Annotated in this window: 20 protein-coding genes; 15 read left to right on the top strand and 5 right to left on the bottom strand. The window is 71.9% G+C overall.

The window, feature by feature from the left end; genetic code table 11:
• Positions 1–193: 193 nt before the first annotated feature.
• Complete coding sequence (locus HCK04_RS02695) at positions 194–1,492, top strand: TIGR04013 family B12-binding domain/radical SAM domain-containing protein (protein WP_260617052.1); 1,299 nt, start codon at positions 194–196, stop codon at positions 1,490–1,492.
• A gap of 76 nt (positions 1,493–1,568) precedes the next feature.
• Here the strand turns inward: HCK04_RS02695 and HCK04_RS02690 are convergent, their stop codons facing one another.
• Entirely contained in the window at positions 1,569–2,543 is a 975-nt protein-coding gene (locus tag HCK04_RS02690; protein ID WP_142645282.1) for an aldo/keto reductase, read from the bottom strand.
• Positions 2,544–2,724: 181 nt separating this feature from the next.
• Between HCK04_RS02690 and HCK04_RS02685 the strand changes: the two genes are divergently transcribed.
• From HCK04_RS02685 to HCK04_RS02675, 3 genes are read left to right on the top strand one after another with little or no spacing between them, the layout of a single operon-like run.
• Positions 2,725–2,901 carry a HEAT repeat domain-containing protein gene (locus tag HCK04_RS02685; protein WP_168065587.1) on the top strand — a complete coding sequence of 59 codons (177 nt, stop codon included), beginning with the start codon at positions 2,725–2,727 and terminating at the stop codon, positions 2,899–2,901.
• 27 nt (positions 2,902–2,928) lie between these two features.
• Positions 2,929–3,303: a signal peptidase I gene (locus HCK04_RS02680; protein ID WP_205829802.1), complete on the top strand. Its 375-nt coding sequence runs from the start codon at positions 2,929–2,931 to the stop codon at positions 3,301–3,303.
• 52 nt (positions 3,304–3,355) lie between these two features.
• Positions 3,356–4,129 (top strand): thioesterase family protein, encoded by a 774-nt coding sequence (locus HCK04_RS02675; RefSeq protein ID WP_168065585.1) that lies wholly within the window; start codon positions 3,356–3,358, stop codon positions 4,127–4,129.
• A 12-nt stretch (positions 4,130–4,141) separates the two neighbouring features.
• Here HCK04_RS02675 and HCK04_RS02670 read toward each other — a convergent pair whose 3' ends face one another.
• Positions 4,142–5,611, bottom strand: a complete 1,470-nt coding sequence (locus HCK04_RS02670) for a PQQ-dependent sugar dehydrogenase (protein ID WP_142645279.1) — start codon at positions 5,609–5,611, stop codon at positions 4,142–4,144.
• A 325-nt stretch (positions 5,612–5,936) separates the two neighbouring features.
• Complete coding sequence (locus tag HCK04_RS40890) at positions 5,937–7,793, bottom strand: PQQ-dependent sugar dehydrogenase (protein WP_205829770.1); 1,857 nt, start codon at positions 7,791–7,793, stop codon at positions 5,937–5,939.
• A gap of 241 nt (positions 7,794–8,034) precedes the next feature.
• Here HCK04_RS40890 and HCK04_RS02660 point away from each other — a divergent pair, with 241 nt between their 5' ends.
• Together HCK04_RS02660 and gdhA are read left to right on the top strand one after the other, a co-directional pair.
• A complete protein-coding gene (locus HCK04_RS02660; protein ID WP_260617051.1) occupies positions 8,035–8,967 on the top strand; it encodes a GNAT family N-acetyltransferase in 933 nt (310 codons plus the stop codon).
• Positions 8,968–9,036: 69 nt separating this feature from the next.
• Entirely contained in the window at positions 9,037–10,380 is a 1,344-nt protein-coding gene (gene gdhA, locus HCK04_RS02655) for an NADP-specific glutamate dehydrogenase (RefSeq protein WP_142645277.1), read from the top strand.
• A 30-nt stretch (positions 10,381–10,410) separates the two neighbouring features.
• Here the strand turns inward: gdhA and HCK04_RS02650 are convergent, their stop codons facing one another.
• Positions 10,411–11,718 (bottom strand): MFS transporter, encoded by a 1,308-nt coding sequence (locus HCK04_RS02650; protein ID WP_205829769.1) that lies wholly within the window; start codon positions 11,716–11,718, stop codon positions 10,411–10,413.
• A 188-nt stretch (positions 11,719–11,906) separates the two neighbouring features.
• Between HCK04_RS02650 and HCK04_RS02645 the strand changes: the two genes are divergently transcribed.
• The 4 genes from HCK04_RS02645 (at position 11,907) to HCK04_RS02630 (ending at position 14,324) form a co-directional block, all read left to right on the top strand.
• Positions 11,907–12,794, top strand: coding sequence for a helix-turn-helix transcriptional regulator (locus HCK04_RS02645; RefSeq protein ID WP_260617050.1), 888 nt, complete (start codon positions 11,907–11,909; stop codon positions 12,792–12,794).
• A gap of 49 nt (positions 12,795–12,843) precedes the next feature.
• Positions 12,844–13,206, top strand: a complete 363-nt coding sequence (locus HCK04_RS02640; protein WP_142645276.1) for a DUF2203 domain-containing protein — start codon at positions 12,844–12,846, stop codon at positions 13,204–13,206.
• Positions 13,207–13,321: 115 nt separating this feature from the next.
• Positions 13,322–13,711 (top strand): hypothetical protein, encoded by a 390-nt coding sequence (locus HCK04_RS02635; RefSeq protein ID WP_142645275.1) that lies wholly within the window; start codon positions 13,322–13,324, stop codon positions 13,709–13,711.
• A 1-nt stretch (position 13,712) separates the two neighbouring features.
• Positions 13,713–14,324 carry a TetR family transcriptional regulator gene (locus HCK04_RS02630; protein ID WP_142645274.1) on the top strand — a complete coding sequence of 204 codons (612 nt, stop codon included), beginning with the start codon at positions 13,713–13,715 and terminating at the stop codon, positions 14,322–14,324.
• On the opposite strand, the gene HCK04_RS02625 is transcribed toward HCK04_RS02630, so the two are convergent.
• Entirely contained in the window at positions 14,321–15,196 is an 876-nt protein-coding gene (locus HCK04_RS02625; RefSeq protein ID WP_185948906.1) for a hypothetical protein, read from the bottom strand. The two genes, HCK04_RS02630 and HCK04_RS02625, sit on opposite strands and share 4 nt — an antisense overlap.
• A gap of 211 nt (positions 15,197–15,407) precedes the next feature.
• On the opposite strand from HCK04_RS02625, the gene HCK04_RS02620 reads away from it, so the two are divergent.
• The 5 genes from HCK04_RS02620 to HCK04_RS02600 are packed head-to-tail and all read left to right on the top strand — an operon-like array spanning position 15,408 to position 20,477.
• On the top strand, positions 15,408–16,451 hold the full coding sequence (locus HCK04_RS02620; protein ID WP_142645273.1) for a LacI family DNA-binding transcriptional regulator: 1,044 nt from the start codon (positions 15,408–15,410) through the stop codon (positions 16,449–16,451).
• Positions 16,448–17,353 (top strand): sugar ABC transporter permease, encoded by a 906-nt coding sequence (locus tag HCK04_RS02615; protein ID WP_142645272.1) that lies wholly within the window; start codon positions 16,448–16,450, stop codon positions 17,351–17,353. Before HCK04_RS02620 ends, HCK04_RS02615 begins: the two co-directional genes overlap by 4 nt.
• Before the next feature lies 1 nt (position 17,354).
• Entirely contained in the window at positions 17,355–18,173 is an 819-nt protein-coding gene (locus HCK04_RS02610) for a carbohydrate ABC transporter permease (RefSeq protein ID WP_142645271.1), read from the top strand.
• A 31-nt stretch (positions 18,174–18,204) separates the two neighbouring features.
• Positions 18,205–19,518, top strand: a complete 1,314-nt coding sequence (locus HCK04_RS02605) for a sugar ABC transporter substrate-binding protein (protein ID WP_142645270.1) — start codon at positions 18,205–18,207, stop codon at positions 19,516–19,518.
• Complete coding sequence (locus tag HCK04_RS02600) at positions 19,515–20,477, top strand: ADP-ribosylglycohydrolase family protein (protein ID WP_142645269.1); 963 nt, start codon at positions 19,515–19,517, stop codon at positions 20,475–20,477. The genes HCK04_RS02605 and HCK04_RS02600 overlap by 4 nt, the downstream gene beginning before the upstream one ends.
• The last annotated feature ends 26 nt before the right edge of the window (positions 20,478–20,503 follow it).

Genomic DNA, 20,503 nt, shown 5'->3' with positions numbered 1-20,503 from the left:
ACCTCCACGCACCCTGATGGAGAGGAGAGCCGATCGGAAGAGTCATTGTGAGCGCCCATGGTCACCGGCGACGCGGCCTTCCGCCGCCGGCCCGGTCGTCCGCCGAAAGCCGGAGATGCTCGGCCGGCGCGCGAGTATCGCGCTCGGCGATCACCGGTGCGGGAGAACGGGACGATGGCACTACCCTGCCAGGGTGAGCGTGGAAGTGTCCGTGGTGGTCCGCTATCGCAAGGCCGTGACGTACGGCGTCAACGCGCTGCTCGGCGCGCTCGAAACGGCGAAGGCCGAGTGCGACCTGAGGCTCGGGACCACTCCCGAGGAGACCGCGGAGCACATCGCGGCCAGCCGCGCGGACCGCGTCCTGGTCCTGTGGTCGTTCTACTCGCCGGACGCCGAGGCGATGGCGGCCGAGCTGGCCACCATGCGGGCACTCGCCGACGACCCCCGCGTCCTGCACATCGCCGGAGGGGTGCACGCCACCGCCGAGCCGCAGCAGGTCATCGACGCCGGCTGGGACCTCGCCGCGATCGGCGAGGGGGAGCCGACGATCGTCGCGCTGGTCGAGGCGCTGCGCGCGGACCGGCCGCTCACCGGCGTGCCCGGGCTGGCGGTGCGCGACGGCGACGGTGTGGCGCTGCGCACGCCACCGGCCCCGCAGTTACCGCTGGACGCCTTCCCGTCCTTCCCCGACCGGCGCCGCCACTTCGGGCCCATCGAGATCACGAGGGGCTGCGCCTACACGTGCCGTTTCTGTCAGACGCCCTTCATGTTCGGCGGCAGGTTCCGGCACCGCAGCGTGGACAGCGTGCGCGAGCACGTCCGCCGGATGGCCGCCCACGGCCTGCGGGACGTCCGTTTCATCACCCCTACCTCACTCTCGTACGGCACGCAGGGGCCGGAGCCGGCGCTGGACGCCGTGGAGGAACTGCTGGCGGGCGTGAAAGAGGAGCTGCCGGCGAACGGGCGGGTGTTCTTCGGCAGTTTCCCCTCGGAGATCCGTCCCGAGCACGTGACGCCGGAGGCGATGCGGCTGCTCAAGCGTTACGTGGCCAACGACAACATCATCATCGGCGCGCAGTCGGGCTCCGACCGCGTGCTGGCCGCGGCAGGTCGCGGTCATGGCAGTGCGCCGGTGCGCGACGCCGTACGGATCGCCGTGGAACACGGCTTCCGCCCGAACGTCGACTTCATCTTCGGGCTGCCCGGCGAGTCGCCGGAGGACCAGGACGCGTCGCTGCGGCTCGCCGCCGACCTCGCCGATCTCGGGGCGCGCATCCACACCCACACGTTCATGCCGCTGCCCGGCACGCCGTGGCGGGACGCCGAGCCCGCGTTCATCCCGCTGGCGACGATGCGTGAGCTGGACCGGCTCGCGCAGCGCGGCGACGCGTACGGGCACTGGCGCAAGCAGGCCGAGCACGCGGCGCGGCTGGCCGAGACGGCCAAGGCCTACCCGCGCCGGGCCCGGCGCCGCCGCACGACCGGCGGCTGAGGAGACCCCGGACCCCCGCCCGCCGGGCCGTTGCCGGGCCCCGGCGAGAGGAGGCCTCGATCGGGGGGTCGCATGGTCAGAACCGCTGCGGCCGGGCCTGGTACGGCTCCTCGAGGAAGGCGATCTCCTCGTCGGTGAGCTTCAGCTCGACCGCGGCGAGGGCGTCGTCCACGTGGTGCTCCTTGGTCGCGCCGACGATCGGAGCGGTGACACCCGGGCGGCTGAGCAGCCACGCGAGGGAGAGGGGCGCGGGGGAGACGCCCCGCTCCTCGGCGGTGCGCGCCACCCGCTCCAGGATCGCCTCGTCGGCGGGACCGCCGTACAGCTGCTCCTGCCTGGCGCCGTCGCCGACCTGCCGCACGGTGTCGGCCTTCCTGCCCGCGCGGGCGAGCAGGCCGCGCGCGAGCGGGCTCCACGGGATGAGGCCCACGCCCTGGTCGACGCACTGCGGGATCATCTCCCGCTCCTCCTCGCGGTGCAGCAGGTTGTAGTGGTTCTGCATCGAGACGAACCGGGTCCAGCCGTGCGTGTCCGCGGTGTGCTGGGCCTTGGCGAACTGCCACGCCCACATGCTGGAGGCGCCGATGTAGCGGGCCTTGCCGGCCTTAACGATGTCGTGGAGCGCCTCCATGGTCTCCTCGATCGGCGTCTCGGCGTCCCAGCGGTGGATCTGGTACAGGTCCACGTAGTCGGTGCCGAGGCGGGCGAGGGAGGCGTCGATGGCCGACATGACGTGCTTGCGGGACAGGCCGTAGTCGTTGCGGCCCTCGCCCATCGGGAAGTAGACCTTGGTGGCCAGCACATAGTCGTCGCGGCGAGCGAAGATCTTGCGCAGCAGCCGCCCGGTGACCTCCTCGCTGACGCCTCCCGAGTAGACGTCGGCGGTGTCGAAGAAGGTCACGCCGCCTTCGGCCGCCTTGCGCACGATGGGCTCGGCCTGCTCCTCGTCCAGGGCCCAGCCGCCCAGCTTGGCCGGGTCGCCGTAGCTCATCATGCCGAGACAGATCCGGCTGACCTTCATGCCGGTGGTGCCAAGTCGTCGATACTCCATGACAGCACCCTATTTGTCCCATCATCGCCCCTGGCGGGACGGGGTGCCCGCCGGACGCCTGGATCGGAGCGTCACCAGCGCAGCGCGGTGCAGTCGACCGGCCGGGGCGAGAGCCGCCGGGCCCGGGTGGTCAGGTCGCGCATCCGGCGGGCGAACTCGCCGGCGGCCGGCCCCTCGTCCCGTGGTACGCGAGCAATGCTGCAGGCTGCTCGACCATCTGCTCGTCGAAGAGGCGCTGGACGAGTTGACCGCCATGCTCGACGACCCGTCGTCCGCCGTACGCAAGAAGGCAGGGTGGTACGCCCCCGGCGGGCCGATTCACCGCAGGACCGCGCCCAGGCCCGTCCGCGGGTCGTGAACGGCTCCGCTAGCGTGCGGGGCTGTGATGGAGAACGTGTACGTGGGGAACGCGCATCTGGACGGGCCCGCCGACCGCGGGTGGCTGCTGGGGCATTTCAAGCCCGTGGGCGATGTGCGGCACAGCGACGAGGTCGAGATCAAGTGGTGTGCGCATCCCCAGGGTGACCGGCGGGCGGAATGGGTCACCGGCGAGCGGCGCACCGCGCTCCTCGTGCTGATCAGCGGGCGTTTCCGCGTCGAGCTGCCCGGGCGGAGCGTGGTGCTGGAGAAACAGGGCGACTACGTGGTGTGGGGCCACGGGGTGGATCACTCCTGGTATGCCGAGGAGGAGTCGGTGGTGCTCACCGTCCGGTGGCCGTCGATCCCGGGATACGCGGTCTCGGGCGCGGGTTCCGAGTAGGACGACTCCGCGGCTGATGGGGCCTGTGGAGCCGTCTCTAGAATCTCGTTCCATGGCGATGTACGTCCCCCTCGGCCAGGGCCGGTATCAGGCGACGGAGCACACCCAGGGACCGTGGGATCCGCGGCAGCAGCACATGGGCCCCGTCACCGCGCTGCTGGTGCACGAGCTCGACCGCCTTCCGGGCCGTTTCCCCGGCCTTCCCCTGGCCCGGCTGGCGGTGGACGTGTTCGCCCCTGTCCCGGTCGCGGAAGTGGAGGTGCGCGCCGAAGTGATCAGGGACGGCAGGCGCGTGCAGTGCCTCGGCGCGTCCGTCACATCCGGCGGGCGTGAGCTGGTCAGGGCGACCGCGTGGCGCATCAGGGAGGCCGAGAGCCCGGCGAACGGTGCCGCACCGCCGCCCGCGCCGGTCCCGCCACCGGCCCAGGCCGACACGGAGTCGTGGATCGCGCGGGGCTTCGGGTATGGCAGGGCCACGGACTGGCGGTTCGTCAAGGGGTCCCCGGACGAGGCCGGGCCCGCGGTCGCGTGGGGCAGGGCGCGGGTGCCGCTCGTCGACGGTGCGGAGATCACGCCGTTGGAACGGCTCGCGATGTTCGCCGACAGCGGCAACGGCATCAGCGGTGTCCTGGACTTCGACGCCTACCTTTTCGCCAACGTGGACCTCGCCATCTCGCTCTTCCGCGCACCGGAGGGGGAGTGGATCTGCCTGGACGCGGCCACGACGATCGGTCCGCGTGGCCGCGGCCTCACCCGCACCACACTGTTCGACCAGTCCGGTGAGGTCGGCACGGCCACGCAGACGCTGTTCGTCGGGCCACGCTGACTCGGGCGGGCGTCACGACGCCGTGCAGGTGACGGGCGCCGGGGTTCCGTTGGCGCCGCCTGTCCAGCTTCCGGTGAAGCCGGCCGTCGTGGCCGCGCCCGGTTCGAGGGAGCCGTTCCAGGACTCGTTGGTGACGGTCACCGTGGATCCCGACTGCGTGTAGCGGCCGCCCCACAGCTGGGTGATGCTCTGGCCGTTGGGGAAGGTGAAGGTGACCGTCCAGGAGGAGATGGGCACGCTTCCGGAATTGCGCACCGTCAGCCCGCCCTGGAAGCCGCCCGGCCACTGGTTGGAGATCTCGTACGCCGCGGAGCACGCGCGCCTACCTGCCGCCGGCGAGGCGCTGGGCGAGACCGTGGGGCTGGGCGAGACCGTGGGGCCGGGTGACGCCGAGGGGCTGGGCGACGACCCGCCCGCGGGCGGCACGCGGATGATGCGGTCGTCGTCGCCGGTGGGGGCACCTCTGCCGTCGCGGTTGCTCGTCGCCACCCAGAGCCAGCCGTCCGGGCCCACGGCCGCGATCCGCAGCCGTCCGTACGTCCCCTGGAACTCGGCCGCCGCGTTGCCCGTCCTGCTGCCGGCGCCGACCGGCAGGGTCCACAACCGCTTGCCGCCCAGGGCCGCGGCGAACAGCGTGCCGTTGGCGTACGCGAGACCGCTCGGGGAGGACTCGGAGGTGCTCCAGGTCTGGATGGGATTGGTGAAGCGCGAGTCGCTGCACACACCCTCGCAGGTCGGCCAGCCGTAGTTGCGGCCCGGCTGGATGTAGTTGATCTCGTCCCAGGTGTTCTGGCCGAACTCCGTGGCGTACAGCCGGCCGTTCTCGTCCCAGGCGATGCCCTGGACGTTGCGGTGGCCGTAGCTGTAAACGCGGGAACCGGAGATCGGGTTGTCCGCAGGGACCGTGCCGTCGGGGCGCATCCGCAGGATCTTGCCGCCCGGGCTGTTGAGGTTCTGGGCGTTGGCGGAGGTGCCGGCGTCTCCCGTGGTCACGTACAGCATGCCGTCCGGGCCGAAGGCGATGCGCCCGCCGTTGTGGAACTGGGCGTGGGGGATGCCGGAGAGGATCACCTGCTGGGTCTGCGGGGCGTTGAGGCGGAACCGGACCACCCGGTTGTCGGACGCGGAGCTGAAGTAGGCGTAGACCCACTGGTCCTGGGCGTAGGTGGGGGAGACCGCGATGCCGAGCAGGCCGCCCTCACCCTGCGGCGCAACGTTCGGGACGGTGACCACCCGCGTCGGGGCCGATCCGGGACGCACCTGGGCGATGGTGGCGGTGTCGCGTTCGGAGACGAGGGCGCTGCCGTCCGGCAGGAAGGCGATGCCCCAGGGGACCTGAAGTCCGGTCGTGGCGACCTGCGCGCGAGTGAAGTCGAACCCGCCGGTCGCCGCGCTCGTGGGGAGCGGCTGGGTCACGACGAGTGCGGCGGCGGTGACGGCGCTGAGGGTGGTCGCGACTGCCGCGGCGAGACGCTTGGGCATCAGGGCTCCAGGTCAGACGTCGGGATCCGGCTCGTGCCCCATCGAACGCGGCGCCTGGGCCCGGTGCAATCACCGTGCGACGAACGGGGCGATCGTTTGCACGTCACGATCCCGCCGTTTCCCCATGACCAGCGTCTTGTGCGTGTGCCACGCATCGGCACGGCGGTCAGGGCCAGGAAAATTTCACGGATCACGAAAGTTTTCCGGCAGCCTCTGCCGCCCACGGCGACCGTGTGCGCGTGTGCGGACCCGTTCGGGCCCGCACACGCGGCTCGTCAGCGCTCGTCTCGTCAGCGCTTGTCTCATCGGGGAGCACGGACAGGGGTCAGGTGGGCGTGCAGGTGACCTCCGGCGCCTCGACGTTGCCATTGGTCCAGCCGATCGCGAACGTCGTCGTCACCGCCGCTCCCGGCATGAGCAGGCCGGTCGAGGCGAAGATCGCCGGGCCTCCCGGCGGAATGCGGCCGTTCGCCGCCAGCACGTAGGTCAGGCCGTTGGGGACCGTGAAGGTGACAATCCACGAGGAGATGGGCAGCGTTCCCGTGTTCCGCACCGTCAGCTCGCCCCAGGGGGGCCTCGCCCACGAGGGGATGAAACGGACGGTCGCCTCGCACGAGCGTGTGCCCGGGGCACTGGGCGACGGCGACGGGCTCGGAGATGGTGAAGGAGACGGCGAGGGACTGGGAGACGGAGAAGGACTGGGAGACGGGGAAGGCGATGGTGAGGGGCTGGGCGTCGGAGAGGGGCATGGTGAGGCACTCGGCGACGGGGTCGGGGTCGGGGAAGGGCTCGGGGAAGGGCTCGGAGAGTCCGATGGTGACGGTGACGGGCTGGACGACGCGGACGCGCTCGGCGACGGGGACGCGCTCGGCGACGGGGACGCCGAGGGGCTGGGAGTCGGCGACGGGCTGGGGGACTCCACCGGCGAAGGAGCAGGCGAGGGGCACGGCCCGCCGGCACCGCCGCCACCGCCTGCACCGCCGGACGGCGAGGGCGACGGGGCCCCCGACGGCGAGGGCGACGGTGACAGCGGGGGCCCGCCCGAGGGCGATGGTGACAGCGGGGGCCCGCCCGAGGGCGACGGGCTCGACGGTGGCCACGCGTCGCCGACGGGCGGGATCCGGATGATCCGGTCGTCGCTGGAGACAGGGGTCCCGCCGCTGTCGTAGTTGCTCGTCGTCACCCAGAGCCAGCCGTCCGGGCCGAGGGCCACGGTGCGCAGCCGCCCGAACCATCCCTGCAGCTCGACCACCGGGGTGCCCACGATGCTGCCGCCCGCGACCGGCACCGCCCACAGCCGCGTGCCGCGCAGGGCCGCGGCGAAGAGCATCCCGTTGGCGTACGCGAGGCCGCTGGGCGACGCCTCGGCCGGGTGCCAGGTCACGAGCGGTTCGCGCACGCGCGGGTCGCCGCAGACGCCCTCGCAGACCGGCCAGCCGTAGTTGCCTCCCGGGACGATGGCGTTGATCTCGTCCCAGGCGTCCGCACCGAACTCGGTGGCGTACATCCGGCCGCCGGTGTCCCAGGCGAGGCCCTGCACGTTGCGGTGGCCGTAGCTGTAGACGGGCGAGCCGGAGAACGGGTTGTCCGGTGGGATCGAGCCGTCGGGCCTTATACGCAGGATCTTTCCGGCCAGGTTCCCCGAGCTCTGCGCATAGCCGGGGATTCCGGCGTCGCCGGTGGAGACGTACAGCATGCCGTCGGGGCCGAACGCGATCCGCCCGCCGTTGCCGGTCAGGCCGCGGGGAATGCCGGCGAGGACGACCTGCTGTGCGCTGGGGTTGCTCCAGTGGAACCGGACCACGCGGTTGTCGGAGGAGGTGGAGAAGTAAACGTAGACCGTCTGGTCCTGGACGAAGGCAGGGGACAGGGCGATGCCGAGAAGGCCGCCGTCGCCCGCCGGGTACACGTTCGGGATGATGGTCGCCAGGGCGGGGGTGGATCCCGGAGACACCCGCCAGATCCGCGCCGTGGTGCGTTCGGTCACGAGGGCGGTGCGGTCCGGCAGGAAGGCCAGGCCCCACGGGGACCGCAGCCCCGTGACGGCGACCTGCGGCCTGGTGAAGTCGAATCCGCCGGTGACCGCGGCGCCCGCGGGGGCAGGCCGGGTCACGACGAGCGCGGCGGCGGCGGTCATGGCGCAGAGGACGGCCGCGAGTGCCGCGGACAGACGCTTGGGCATCACGTGCTCCCGGGGGAGGGGACGGGGTCCGCATGTCGCTCGTCAACCAGCGAAAGCGTTCGCCGCGCCCCTGGCAATCGCCCGGCGTAGGCCCGCGCGCGGACCCACGCGCCGGCCTGCGCGTTCGTCCGCCGCCGGGGCCCGGGCGAGGAAACTTTCAGGCTTCGCGGCGGTTGGTCTGCCAGGCGTCCCCAATTCAGCGGCAAGCCGGTCACAAGTCCCGATGCGTACAAAAGGCGGCGTGAACGACTACGAGATCCGGCGGCCGGCGGCCGCCGACGCGGCGGCCATCCACGAACTGGTCGCCGAGCACGACATCGACGTGACCGGGAAGCCCGACCGGACACTCGACGACGTCGCCGACACCCTCGGCGAGCTCGACCTGGAGCACGACAGCTGGGTGGTCCGTTCGGGCGGGCGGCTCCTCGGCTGGGGTCACGCGCGGCGCAAGGGCACGAGCGACAACGTGGACGTCGAGGTGCAGGCGCGCGAGCCCGGCGCGGCCGCCCTGGTGTGGGACCTGGTGCTCGGGCGGGCCGGCGACCTCGCCCGCGAGGCCGGGCACGACCACGCCGTCGTGGACGTCAGCGTCCTCGAGCAGGACACGGCCATGCGCGAGATGGCCAAGGAGCGCGGCTTCGCGCCCGCGACGGGCTTCCTGCGGATGCGCGCCGACCATGCGGGTGTGCGGCCCCTGTTCCTGCCGGGGGTCACGGTCGAGACCGGCTCGCCCGACGACGAGGGGGTGCTGCGCGCCGCGCACGCCGTCCAGCAGGAGGGCTTCGCCGAGCACTTCGGCTTCGTGCCGAAGGCGTTCGAGGAATGGGCCGACGAGATGGAGGCGTCCAGCGCGAACGACTGGACGCAGCTCTTGCTGGCCCGGGTCCACGGCGAGCCGGCGGCCATGCTGCTCGGCACGAACCACTTCGTGTCCGACGAGAACTGCGGCTACGTCCGCACTCTGGCGGTGCGGCCCGCCTTCCGCGGGCGTGGTCTCGGCCGGCTGCTGCTCACGCGTGCCTTCGAGGCCGACGAGCGGCGCGGGCGGGTGGGCACGATCCTGCACGTCGACGGTGGCAACACCACTCCCGCGCTCGGCCTCTATCGGTCGGCCGGCATGCGCCCGGTGCTCGTCATCGACGTCTGGCGGGCCCTTGTCCGTCCCGGATCTTGAGACCATGTTGCTCACAACTATGAGGGGCCTAGTGTGAAATAGGGAGGAATCGGATAGCAAGGAGAGTTGATGCTGCACGAGAGGCTCGAGGGCGTCTATGACAACGTCCTGCGCCGAAACCCCGGTGAGACCGAGTTCCATCAGGCGGTGCGCGAGGTGCTGGAGAGCATCGGCCCGGTGCTCGGCAAGCACCCCGAGTATGCGGAGCAGAAGATCATCGAGCGGATCTTCGAGCTGGAGCGCCAGATCATCTTCCGGGTGCCCTGGGAGGACGATCGGGGCGAGGTGCACATCAACCGCGGCTTCCGGGTCGAGTTCAACAGCGCGCTCGGGCCCTACAAGGGCGGCCTGCGCTTCCACCCCTCCGTCTATCTCGGCATCATCAAGTTCCTGGCGGTCGAGCAGATCTTCAAGAACAGCCTGACCGGCCTGCCGATCGGCGCGGGCAAGGGCGGCTCGGACTTCGACCCGAAGGGCCGTTCCGACCGGGAGATCATGCGCTTCTGCCAGAGCTTCATGACCGAGCTCTATCGGCACCTGGGCGAGAACACCGACGTGCCTGCGGGGGACATCGGCGTCGGGGGACGGGAGATCGGCTACCTGTTCGGCCAGTACAAGCGCATCACCAACCGGTACGAGTCGGGCGTGATCACCGGCAAGGGCCTGGCGTACGGCGGCGCCCAGGTGCGCACCGAGGCCACCGGCTACGGCTGCGCGTTCTTCGTGGAGGAGATGCTCAAGGCCCGGGGCACGTCGTTCGACGGCAAGCGGACGGTCGTCTCGGGCGCGGGCAACGTCGCCGTCTACGCCATCGAGAAGGTGAGCGAGCTGGGCGGCGTCGTCGTGGCCTGCTCCGACTCCTCCGGCTATGTGGTGGACGAGAAGGGCATCGACCTCGACCTCCTCAAGCAGGTCAAGGAGGTCGAGCGGCGCCGCCTCAGCGCGTACGCCGAGCGCCGCGGCGGCGAGGCGGCGTACGTCGCCGGGCGCAGCGTGTGGGAGGTGCCCTGCGAGGTGGCGCTGCCGTCGGCGACGCAGAACGAGATCACCCGCAAGGACGCCGAGACGCTCGTGCGGGGCGGATGCGTCGCGGTCGGCGAGGGCGCCAACATGCCGACCACGCCCGAGGGCATCCGGGTGTTCCAGGAGGCCGGGGTGGCCTTCGGCCCCGGCAAGGCCGCCAACGCGGGCGGCGTGGCCACCAGCGCCCTTGAGATGCAGCAGAACGCCAGCCGCGACTCGTGGACGTTCGAGTTCTCCGAGCGGCGGCTCCAGGAGATCATGGGCGACATCCACGCCCGCTGCCTGGAGACCGCCGACGCGTACGGCATGCCGGGCGACTACGTGGCCGGTGCGAACATCGACGGCTTCCGGAGGGTCGCGGACGCGATGCTCGCCCTCGGCCTCATCTGAATCTGAGCTTTGGATGTGTCCGCCGGGTGGTCATCCCCGGTCGCGGTGCAGGAGGGGCAGCGCGCACCCGCCCGCGGCCAGGCAGACCGCGGCCAGCCACAGCGAGGTCACCGTGGCGGCGTGCGCCGACGGGGCGAGGCTGAGGAACAGCGTGCCGAAGACGGCCACGCCGACGACCTGGCCGAGCTGGAGCATCATCGCCATCAGGCCGCTGGCGTCGGCCGCGTCGGCGGGCGCGACCCGGGCCAGCGCCACCGCCATGAGCGGGCTGAACGCGCCCGCCATGCCGGCCCCGATGGCCGCGAAGCCGATCTCCAGCAGCGGCTCGCCGTGGCCGCCGCCGGACAGCGCCGCCGCCAGGGCCAGCTCGCCCGCGGCGGCGACGACGGCGGACGCGACGATCACCGGCCGGTGCAGGCGGGCCGGCAGCCGCTTCCAGTTGAGGCTGGTCAGCGCGAAGGCGCCGGCGGCGGGGATGAACAGGCAGCCCGACCGCAGGGCGCTGTCGCCGAGACCGCCCTGGAGGTGGAGGGCCATGGCGAACAGCCAGCCGCCGTAGGCCGCCATCACGAGGAAGATGCCGGACGCGGCGGCGGCCACCCCGGGGGCGCGCAGCAGGCGGCCGGGGACGAGCGGATGCGCCGCGCGCCGCTCCACGACCAGGAACGCGCAGAACGCGAGAACCGATAGGCCCATCGCGATCCACCCCCACAGCGGCCAGTGCTCCTCGTGCCCGAGCACGAGCGGCACGACCAGCAGGCAGACGGCGAGCGACAGGGTGACCAGGCCGGGCACGTCGAGGCCCTGCTCCCGCCGCACGTGCGCGGCGGGCAGCGTCCGGGCGCCGACGGCGAGCAGCGCGAGCCCGATCGGCACGTTGACGAGGAAGACCGGCCGCCAGGCCGTGCCGAACAGGTCCGCGGTCACCAGCAGCCCGCCGAGCACCTGCCCGACGACCGCGCCGGTCGAGATGACCGTGGCGTAGACGCCGAGCGCCCGCCCCCGTGAGGCGCCGTCGAAGGTGACCTGGATCAGGCTGAGCACCTGGGGCACCATCAGGGCGGCTCCCGCGCCCTGCACGAGCCGGAAGGCGATCAGCACGCCGGTCGACGGGGCGAGCCCGCACATCAGCGACGCCGCCGTGAACACGGCGAGCCCGGTGAGGAACAGCCGCCGATAGCCGATCAGGCCCCCGAGGCGCGCCCCGGTGATCAGCAGCATGGCGTACACCACGGTGTATCCGGAGATGACGAGTTGCAGCCCGGAGCCGGTCGCCCCGAGGTCGGTGCGCATCGTGGGCGCGGCGACGTTGACGATGCTGACGTCGAGGACGGCCATGAACTGCCCCGCCAGGATGACGCCGAGCAGCAGGGCGGGCGATGTTCGCCGGCGCGGCCGGCGCGCGGGTGGTCACAGTTGTCATGGCGGCAACGATGCCGCCGCCGCGATACCGGTAACGAGAGCCTGCGGATACTGGTACTGACACCACCTGGCAACGCGGTCGCCCGCCCGCGAGGATGGGGAAGGTGACGACGGGGATGCGCACCAGGAACAGCAGGCGTGAGGAGCTCGCGGCCTTCCTGCGGAGCAGGCGCGAGCGGATCAGGCCCGAGGACGTCGGACTGCCGCCCGGCCTGCGCCGCCGTACGCCGGGCCTGCGGCGGGAGGAGGTCGCCCAGCTCGCGGGCGTGGGCGTGACCTGGTACACGTGGCTGGAGCAGGGCCGCCCCATCAACGCGTCCGTGCAGGTGCTCGACGCCGTCGCCCGCACCCTGCGGCTCGACGCGGCGGAACGGGAGCACCTCTACCGGCTGGCGGACCTGCCGGAGATCGCCGATCCGGCGGGCGACGGGGAGGGCCTCGACGCCGAGGTGCACACGATCCTGCGTCAGCTCGACCCGCTGCCCGCGTGCGTCTACAACGGGCGTTACGACCTGCTCGCCTGGAACGCCGCGTACGGCACGCTCTTCGCGTCGGTGGCCGAGCAGCCGCGGCTCGAACGCAACGTCCTGTGGCGGGTGTTCACCCTGCCCGCCTGCTGCTGCCCGCTGGTGAACAAGGACGAGGAGCTCCCGCAGATGGTCGCCACGCTGCGGGCCGCGTTCGGCCGCCACCTGGGAGATCCGGCCTGGACGGGTTTCGTCGCCCGGCTGTCGGCGGCCAGCCCGGAGTTCGCCCGGATGTGGGCGATGCACGAGGTGGCCAGGCCGGGCGTCCGGGTGAAGATGTTCAAACACTCGTCGGTGGGCCTGATCCGCCTCACGTCCACGAGCATGGCGCTGGCGGCGCCGCCGGAGACCCGCGTCGTGGTCTACACGCCGATGGACGAGCAGAGCAGGCAGCGGATCGACTGGCTGGCGGCCCACCCGGAGGTCGCCCACTGCGCGCTGCATGGGACGCCCGCCCGCGGGTGACGCCGCCGCCTGCGAGCCAGGCAGGGGGTGATGCGGTAGCGTCCGGAGGGTGGCGAGGATCTTCACGGTCGACGAGGCCAGGTCGCTGATGCCGGCGGTGCTGGAGCACGCCCGCGCGTTCGTCGCCGTACGCGCCGATCTGGCCGAGCTCACCCACGACCTGCGGCACGCGGGCACCTCACCCCTCGGCGGCCTGCCGGAGGCCAAGGGCCTGGAGGCGCGGATGGACGAGATCCTGACCTGGTTCGACGCCGAGGGCATCGAGATCAAGGGCGTCGCCCCGCTGCTCGTCGACTTCCCCGCCGTGCTCGGTGAGGTGTCCGTACGGCTGTGCTGGCTGGAGGGGGAGATCGCCCTCGGCTGGTATCACCGCAGCGACCTCGGCTTCCCCGGCCGCCGCCCGCTTCCCTGACCTCGCCGCCGCTCCGGTCGCGACGAAGGCCGGTGCCCGGATCAGTCTTCTCCTGCGCCTCTGAAAGCATGCCGGGTCTTGCGCCCTCGTTATCCATGCGAATAATTTTATCCGCATGGATAACAAACTGGGCTGGCCCGCCGTGCGGACGCTCTTCGTCGCCGTCCTCGTCATCTCGATCGCGACACTCGGCGTGGCCGCCGTTATCGGCGGCGACTGGGTGGTCTGGCTCCGCGGAGCGGCCGTGGCCGCGGCGTCCGTCTGGCTCGTCGCCCTGACGGGTCAGGCCGCGCGTGGCAAGAGAACCGCGTACGTACGCATCCGCTACGTCAGCATCGCCGCGCCCATCGGCATCGTGCTCATCCTGCTCGCGCCCGACAGCGGCTATCCGGTGTGGATGAAGGCGGAGCAGGGCGTGGTCGGCGTCCTGGTCGCCGCCGTCGCACTGATCGTCAACCGGCGTACGGTGCGCGAGGCGTATCCGAAGGATGGCAAGCTGAGGTGACATGAGAAGCCCTGGGACCCGTCAGGCGGCCACCGAGGCGCGCAGAGCTCAGATCGCCTCGGCCGCGATCGCCGTGCTCGCCGAGCGCGGCTACGCGGAGACCACGTTCGAGGCCATCTGCGAGCACGCCGGGCTCAGCAGCAAGAGACTGATCACCTACCACTTCTCCAGCAAGGACCGGCTGTTCGAGGCCGTCGTCCAGCAGGTCGTCGCCGACGCCGCGGCCTTCATGCGGCCGGCGATACAGGCCGCGCACGGAGCCCGTGCTCAACTGGAGGCGTTCATCAGGTCGAACCTCGCCTTCGTCGCCCGCAACCCCGGGCACGTGCGCGCGGTGCAGCAGATCGCCTTCAACAAGGCCCCTGTCGGAGTCGGGGAGAGGGATGCCGCGATCGCCAGGCTCGTGGCCCTGTTCGAGGACGGGCAGCGTACGGGGGCCTTCCGGAGCTTCGACTGCACGGTGATGGGAGCGGCGCTGCGCGCGTCCATCGACGCGATGGCCGAACGGGTCGTCGAGGGCGCCGATCCCGGCGTCTGCGCGGACGAGCTCGCCGAGCTGTTCGACCGTGCGACCCGCGCCGAGGAGTCCGCCGGCGCGGGCGACGGGGGTTAGTCCGACAGGTCGTCGAAGCCGTCGAAACCGCCGAAGGCGGCGCCGTACCGCACGCACACCATGCGGGCCACGGACTCGTGCGCGCCGAGGGGCTCGGCGCACCCGGCGCCGATCGAGTCGGCGGCCGCCGTGATCCGGTCGAGGTCGGTCTCGGGACCGATGACGTACGGCACCATGGCGAGCCGGTTGGCGCCGATGTTGCGCAGGCGCTCGGCGGCGTCGCGCACGCTCGGCTGGCCGTCCAGCGCGGCGGGGACGACGGGCAGCGTCAGGCGGGCGGCCAGCAGGACGGCCGTCGCGTCCGCGCCGCGGGCGGCCTCGTCGCCTCCGGCGGTCGCGACGATGATCCCGTCGACCGGCGAGGAGACGTTGAACAGGCGCATCCGGTCGGCGCGGGCCAGGCCCGCCTCGGCCAGGCGCACGTGCAGGGCCTCGGCCAGCAGCGGATGCGGGCCGAGCGGCTCGGTGATCCGCACCGCGGCCTCGCTCTGCGTCACGGCGTCCCGTACGGCGCGCAGCACGCGCGGATGGGGCCCGGTGACGAGCGGGACGACCACCGCGGCCGGTCCGTCCGCCGGTCGCTGGGCGGCGATGGACGCGAACTCCTTGGTGAGGTCGGCGCCGCCGTCGGCCAGCGAGACGATACGAAGGTCGATCTGCGGGTTGTCGATCCTGACGATGGAGGCGACCTCCATGGCCACGTCACCGCCCGGGCCCACCGGATCGCCGGCCTTGCCCGGCACCGCCAGGACCAGGGCAGGCGCGTCAGGCGGCAGGTCGGCGGGGAGGGGCCGTCTGTGGCGGCCGCCCCCAAACCGCGGAGAGCGCTCTCTGGTGGGGAGCTTCGGCGGGTCCTCGTGACCTTCGTTCACATCGGCGGATTCTAGGGCGAATCTGGTCGAAGAGCAGAACCAACGCGCGGCTTGTTGCGGCTTGGTGATCTAGATGGTTTACACGTTCGTTACTTGACGCTCTCCAGAGGACCCGGTTTGATATGGACTCATCCGGCCGTAAACGTTTACAGATCGCTGTGCGTTACCGGCCAGTAAACGATTACAGGACATTCTCCCAAGTGAGGTTCCGTTGACCGAGGGTCCCACGATCACCACGATCGCGCAACGCGCCGGTGTGTCGATCGCCTCGGTGTCACGTGTGCTTAACGGGCTGCCCACGCGCGAGGACACCGTGCGGCGCGTCATGCGCGCGGCCGACGAACTCGGCTACGTGCCCAACTCGGTCGCCCGCTCGCTCCGCAACCGCCGCACCGACCAGATCGCCTTCGCGATGGCCGACATCGGCAACCCGGTCTACGTGGCGATGGTGCGCGAGATCCAGCCGCTGCTGAAGGCGGCCGGCTACCGGCTCCTGATCCACTCCACCGACGGCGAGACCGACGACGAGCTCGACGTGCTGCGCGGCCTGCGCGAGCGCTACGTCGACGGCCTCATCATCAGCCCGCTGCGCGGCGTCACCCAGGAGCACGTCGAGGCCATCGTCGCCGCGCGCGCCCCCGTCGTCGTCATCGGCGCGCTGCCGGACGACATGCCGGAGGGCGCGCTGGTCGACAACGTGCGCACCGACTCCAGGACCGGTGTGCGGCTCGCGCTCGACCACCTGCACACCATCGGCAGGCGGCGCATCGGCTTCCTCAACGGCCCGCTCGACACCGTTCCCGGCGCCGCCCGCGCCGCCGCCTACCGGGAGGCGCTGGAGGCGCTCGGCCTGCCGTACGACGAGGACCTCGTCGAGGTGGGCGACTTCTACCGCGACAGCGGGGCGCGCGCCGCGCGGGCGCTGCTGTCGCGCGTGCCCGGCGTGGACGCGCTGATGTGCGCCAACGACCTCATCGCGCTCGGCGCGCTCGACGTGCTGCGCGAGCAGGGCAGGGACGTCCCCGGCGACGTGGCGGTGGTCGGCATGGACGACACCGACCTCGCCTCGGTGACCTGGCCGACGCTGACCAGCGTCTCGCTCGGGTCGGCCGAGCGCGGCCGGGCGGCGGCCGGGCTGCTGCTCGACCGGCTGCAGAACGGCCCGCGCGGGCCGCGGGTGGCGGTCGTGCGGCCGAGCCTCACCATCCGGGGCTCCACCACTGTTTCGCAGGCGTCGCCGGGAGGTGCCCGATGACCGCGGTCGCCGAGCGGCCGTACGGCCGCGCCGGAGGCGGGCCACGACGTGGGCTCCTGTCGGGGAGCGGGCTCACACTGCTGCTCCCCGCGCTCGTGCCGGTGCTGCTGTTCAGCGTGGGCCCGCTGGTCTACGGCATCCTGCTGGCCTTCACCGACGCGCGGTCCGGCCGCAACACCGTGACCTCGTTCGTGGGCCTGGAGAACTTCGCCGAGCTGCTGTCGGACGGCGACTTCTGGGAGTCGTTCCGGATCGGCATGGTCTGGGGCGTGTCGGTGACCGTGCTGCAGTTCCTCGCCTCGCTGGGGCTCGCGCTGCTGCTGAACCAGGACCTCCGCCTGCGCGGCGTCGCCCGGGTGCTGGCGGTCGTGCCGTGGGCGATGCCGCCCGTGGTGGTCGGCCTGATGTGGCGGCTCGTCTACCATCCGGACGCGGGCCTGCTCAACGGCCTGTTCGGCTCGAACGTCGACTGGCTGCACGACTTCTCCCTCGCGCTGCCCGCCGTCATCGTCGTGGGGGTCTGGACCGGCATGCCGCAGACCACGGTCGTGCTGCTCGCCGGCCTGCAGAACGTGCCCAGAGAGCTCTACGAGGCGGTCAGCGTCGACGGCGCGGGCACCTGGCGGCGGTTCTGGAACGTCACGCTGCCGCAGCTGCGGCCCGTGATCGTGGCCATCACCTCACTCGACTTCGTGTGGAACATCAACCAGTTCAGCCTGGTCTACGTGCTCACCCAGGGCGGGCCGGGCGGGCGGACGAGGCTGCCCATGCTGTTCGCGTACGAGGAGGCGTTCCGATACGGCTTCTTCGGCTACGCCGCGACGCTCGGCGTGGCGATCACGATCGTCGTGCTGGCCGTGCTCGGCCTGTACCTGTGGCGGCAGGCACGGGAGGGAGCCTGACATGACCCGCGCGCTGAAGTATCTCGCCCTGCTGGGATATGTCGCCTTCCTGTCGTTCCCGCTGCTGTGGCTGCTGTCCACGGCACTGAAGACGCCGCAGGAGATGGCCGCCCTCGATCCCACGTGGATCCCGCGCCGGCCCACGCTGGCCAACTTCGCCGACGCCTTCGCGGAGCAGGACCTGGTCGGCGCGGGGCTGCGCAGCCTCGTCGTCGCCGTCGCCACCGCGCTGATCACGGTGGCGCTCGCGCTGCCCGCGGCGTACGCGCTGGCCCGCTTCCGCGGTGTGGCCGGCAAGATCGCGATCGGCTGGGTGCTGGTCAGCCAGGTCTTCCCGGTCGTTCTGATCATCATCCCGCTGTTCATGGTGCTGCGGCGGCTGGAGCTGGTGAACACCCTCGCCGGGCTCACGGTCGTGCACGTCACGTTCGTCATGCCGTTCGCGCTGTGGATGCTGCGCGGATACGTGCGGGCGGTGCCGCGCGAGCTGGAGGAGGCCGCGTCGGTGGACGGCGCGGGGCGGCTGCGCGCGCTGGCCGCCGTCGTCGCGCCGCTGCTGGCCCCCGGTGTCGTCGCGACGCTGTTGTTCAGCTTCATCTCGTCCTGGAACGAGTTCATGTTCGCCCTCGTGATCCTCAAGGATCCCGAGGTGGAAACCCTTCCGCTGACGCTGGTGCGCTTCGTCGGCCCGGAAGGTGTCGCCCGGCTCGGCCCTCTGGCGGCGGCGTCGCTGCTCGCGACCGTGCCGAGCCTCGTCTTCTTCGCGATCATCCAGCGGCGCCTGCGGTCCGGCCTGATGGCCGGGGCCGTCAAGGGCTGATCCGCATGGCGACCCTTATAAGGAGGTCTCAATGAAGAGATTGGGTGCCGCGCTGGCCGTGGCGGCGGTCGCGCTCGCGGCGGCCGCGTGCGGAAGCGGCGGCGACGGCGGGGACGGCGGCGGTGCCGCGTCCGGGGAGCCGGTGAAGCTGCGCTTCCTCAGCCTGGCCTGGCAGAAGGAGTCGATCGAAGCCAACAAGGAGATCGTCGCCGACTGGAACAAGGCCAACCCGAACATCCAGGTCGAGTACGTCCAGGGGAGCTGGGACAACGTCAACGACCAGCTCGTGACGTCGTTCGAGGCCGGCGACCCGCCGGACGTCATCCACGACGACTCCCCGGCGCTGTCGAGCTTCGCCTCGCGGGGCTTCCTGCTCGACCTCACCGGCAAGATCCCCGCCGAGCTGCAGAGCGACATCCCGCAGGCCGCGTGGGACACGGTCACCTTCTCCGACGGCAAGAGCGGCCAGGGCGTGTACGGCGTGCCGTTCCTGCAGGAGTCGCAGGTGCTCATCGCCAACAAGAAGCTGCTCGACGACGCCGGTGTGCGCATCCCCACCCCGGACTCGCCGTGGACGTGGGACGAGTTCGCCGACGTGTCGAAGAAGCTCACCAAGAAGGGCACGTACGGCGTGGCCTGGCCGATGAAGTCGCCGGTCAACAAGGTGCTCAACCTGGCGCTCAACTTCGGCGGCACGTTCTTCGACACCCAGGACGGCAAGACCACGGTGAAGGTCGGGCCGCAGGAGCGCGAGGTGCTCCAGCGCATCCACGACCAGCTCTACACCGACAAGTCGGCCGACCCGTCGGCGCTGGGCATGGGCACCGCCGACCCGCTGCCGGGCTTCTTCGCCGGCAAGTACGCCATCGTCCCGGCCGGGGTTTACCTGCGCCAGCAGGTCGCCGAGCAGGCACCGGACGGGTTCCAGTGGGTCACGCTGCCGCCGCTTAAGGGTCAGACCTCCCAGCAGGGCGCGGTCTCGCAGACGCTGTCGGTCGCGGCCGACAGCAAGCACCCCGACGAGGCGGTGAAGTTCATCGCGTACTTCCTCAACGGCCCGAACCAGGCGAAGCTGGCCAAGGGCGACTGGCTGCTGCCCACCAGCACGAGCGCCGCGAAGATCTCGGCGCTCACCACGGAGGAGAACGGGTGGGACGTCGCCACCGCCTCGGCCAAGGACCTCGTCGTCGCGCCGTTCCTCAAGGTGAACGGGTTCGACGAGTGGAAGAGCAAGGTGGCCACGCCGGCGATGCAGGAGTACTTCGCCGACAAGATCAGCCTCGACGAGCTGGCCAAGCGGCTCGTCGAGGAGGGGAACAAGGTGCTGGAGCGGTACAGCCGTTGACCTCCGTACGTGACCGCGCCCGGGGTTGTCTGCTCGGCCTCGCCGCCGGCGACGCCCTGGGCGCCCCCGCGGAGAACCTCTCTCCGGAACAGATCGCCGCGCGGTGGGGCGTGCTCACCGAGATCGAGCGCGGCGGCACCGACGACACCGAATACACGATCTTCGCCGCCACCGTGCTCCTGCGCCACGGTCACGCGCTCACCTCAGCGGACGTGGCGCGGGCCTGGCGCGAGGAGATCGTCGCGCGGCTCGACGGGCCGATGCGCGGCGCCGGGTTCTCCGAGCTCGGCACGGTCGAGGCCCTGCGCCGCGGCCTTGAGCCGCCGCTGACCGGCCGGTGGCACGCCCACGGCTGGTCCGACGGCCTGGCCATGCGGGCCGCGCCGTACGGGATCTTCGCGGCGGGCGACCCGGACGAGGCGGCGCGGCTGGCGGAGACCGACGGGCGGGTGAGCCACACCGGCGAGGGGATCCTCGGCGGCCGGGCGGTGGCCGCGGCGGTCGCGGTCGCGATGACCGGCGCCCCGCCCGAGGAGGTGGCCGGGGCGGCGCTGCGGGCGGTGCCGGAGGACTCCTGGACGGCACGCAGCCTGCGCGCCGCGCTCGACGTCGCCGCCCGCACGCCCCGCCCCCTCCTGGCCCGCACGCTCCACGACACGGTCGTGGTCAAGCACTACCCGTGGACCGACCTGGCGCCCGAGGCGGTCGCCCTCGCGTTCGCCGCCTACGTGGCGGGCGGCGGGGAGATCGAGGCGTCGGTCGTTACGGCCGCCAACCTCGGCAGGGACGCCGACACCACCGCCGCCGTCGCAGGCGCTCTCTCCGGGGCGGGCCGCGGTGAGGCGGCGGTGCCCGCCCGCTGGGCCGAGCGCATCGGCCCGGTGGCGGGCCGCTGCCTGCCCGTGGTCGCCGGGCGGGACATCCGCGACGTCGCCGACGAGATCGTGAAAGGAATGTAGGACCACATGCCATCGGGGGACAGGCG

This window comes from Microbispora sp. CL1-1 (assembly GCF_012034195.1).
In the GTDB taxonomy this organism is placed as follows: Bacteria; Actinomycetota; Actinomycetes; order Streptosporangiales; family Streptosporangiaceae; genus Microbispora.
This window is presented reverse-complemented; position numbering and strand designations above follow the sequence as displayed.

Bases quoted from the DNA above. Each gene is read 5' to 3' on its own strand.
- HCK04_RS02690 (WP_142645282.1), bottom strand. From the start codon at position 2,543: ATGGAGTATCGACGACTTGGCACCACCGGCATGAAGGTCAGCCGGATC.
- HCK04_RS02680 (WP_205829802.1), top strand. From the start codon at position 2,929: ATGGAGAACGTGTACGTGGGGAACGCGCATCTGGACGGGCCCGCCGAC.
- HCK04_RS02675 (WP_168065585.1), top strand. From the start codon at position 3,356: ATGGCGATGTACGTCCCCCTCGGCCAGGGCCGGTATCAGGCGACGGAG.
- HCK04_RS02670 (WP_142645279.1), bottom strand. From the start codon at position 5,611: ATGCCCAAGCGTCTCGCCGCGGCAGTCGCGACCACCCTCAGCGCCGTC.
- HCK04_RS40890 (WP_205829770.1), bottom strand. From the start codon at position 7,793: ATGCCCAAGCGTCTGTCCGCGGCACTCGCGGCCGTCCTCTGCGCCATG.
- gdhA (WP_142645277.1), top strand. From the start codon at position 9,037: ATGCTGCACGAGAGGCTCGAGGGCGTCTATGACAACGTCCTGCGCCGA.
- HCK04_RS02650 (WP_205829769.1), bottom strand. From the start codon at position 11,718: ATGGCCGTCCTCGACGTCAGCATCGTCAACGTCGCCGCGCCCACGATG.
- HCK04_RS02635 (WP_142645275.1), top strand. From the start codon at position 13,322: ATGGATAACAAACTGGGCTGGCCCGCCGTGCGGACGCTCTTCGTCGCC.
- HCK04_RS02630 (WP_142645274.1), top strand. From the start codon at position 13,713: ATGAGAAGCCCTGGGACCCGTCAGGCGGCCACCGAGGCGCGCAGAGCT.
- HCK04_RS02615 (WP_142645272.1), top strand. From the start codon at position 16,448: ATGACCGCGGTCGCCGAGCGGCCGTACGGCCGCGCCGGAGGCGGGCCA.
- HCK04_RS02610 (WP_142645271.1), top strand. From the start codon at position 17,355: ATGACCCGCGCGCTGAAGTATCTCGCCCTGCTGGGATATGTCGCCTTC.
- HCK04_RS02605 (WP_142645270.1), top strand. From the start codon at position 18,205: ATGAAGAGATTGGGTGCCGCGCTGGCCGTGGCGGCGGTCGCGCTCGCG.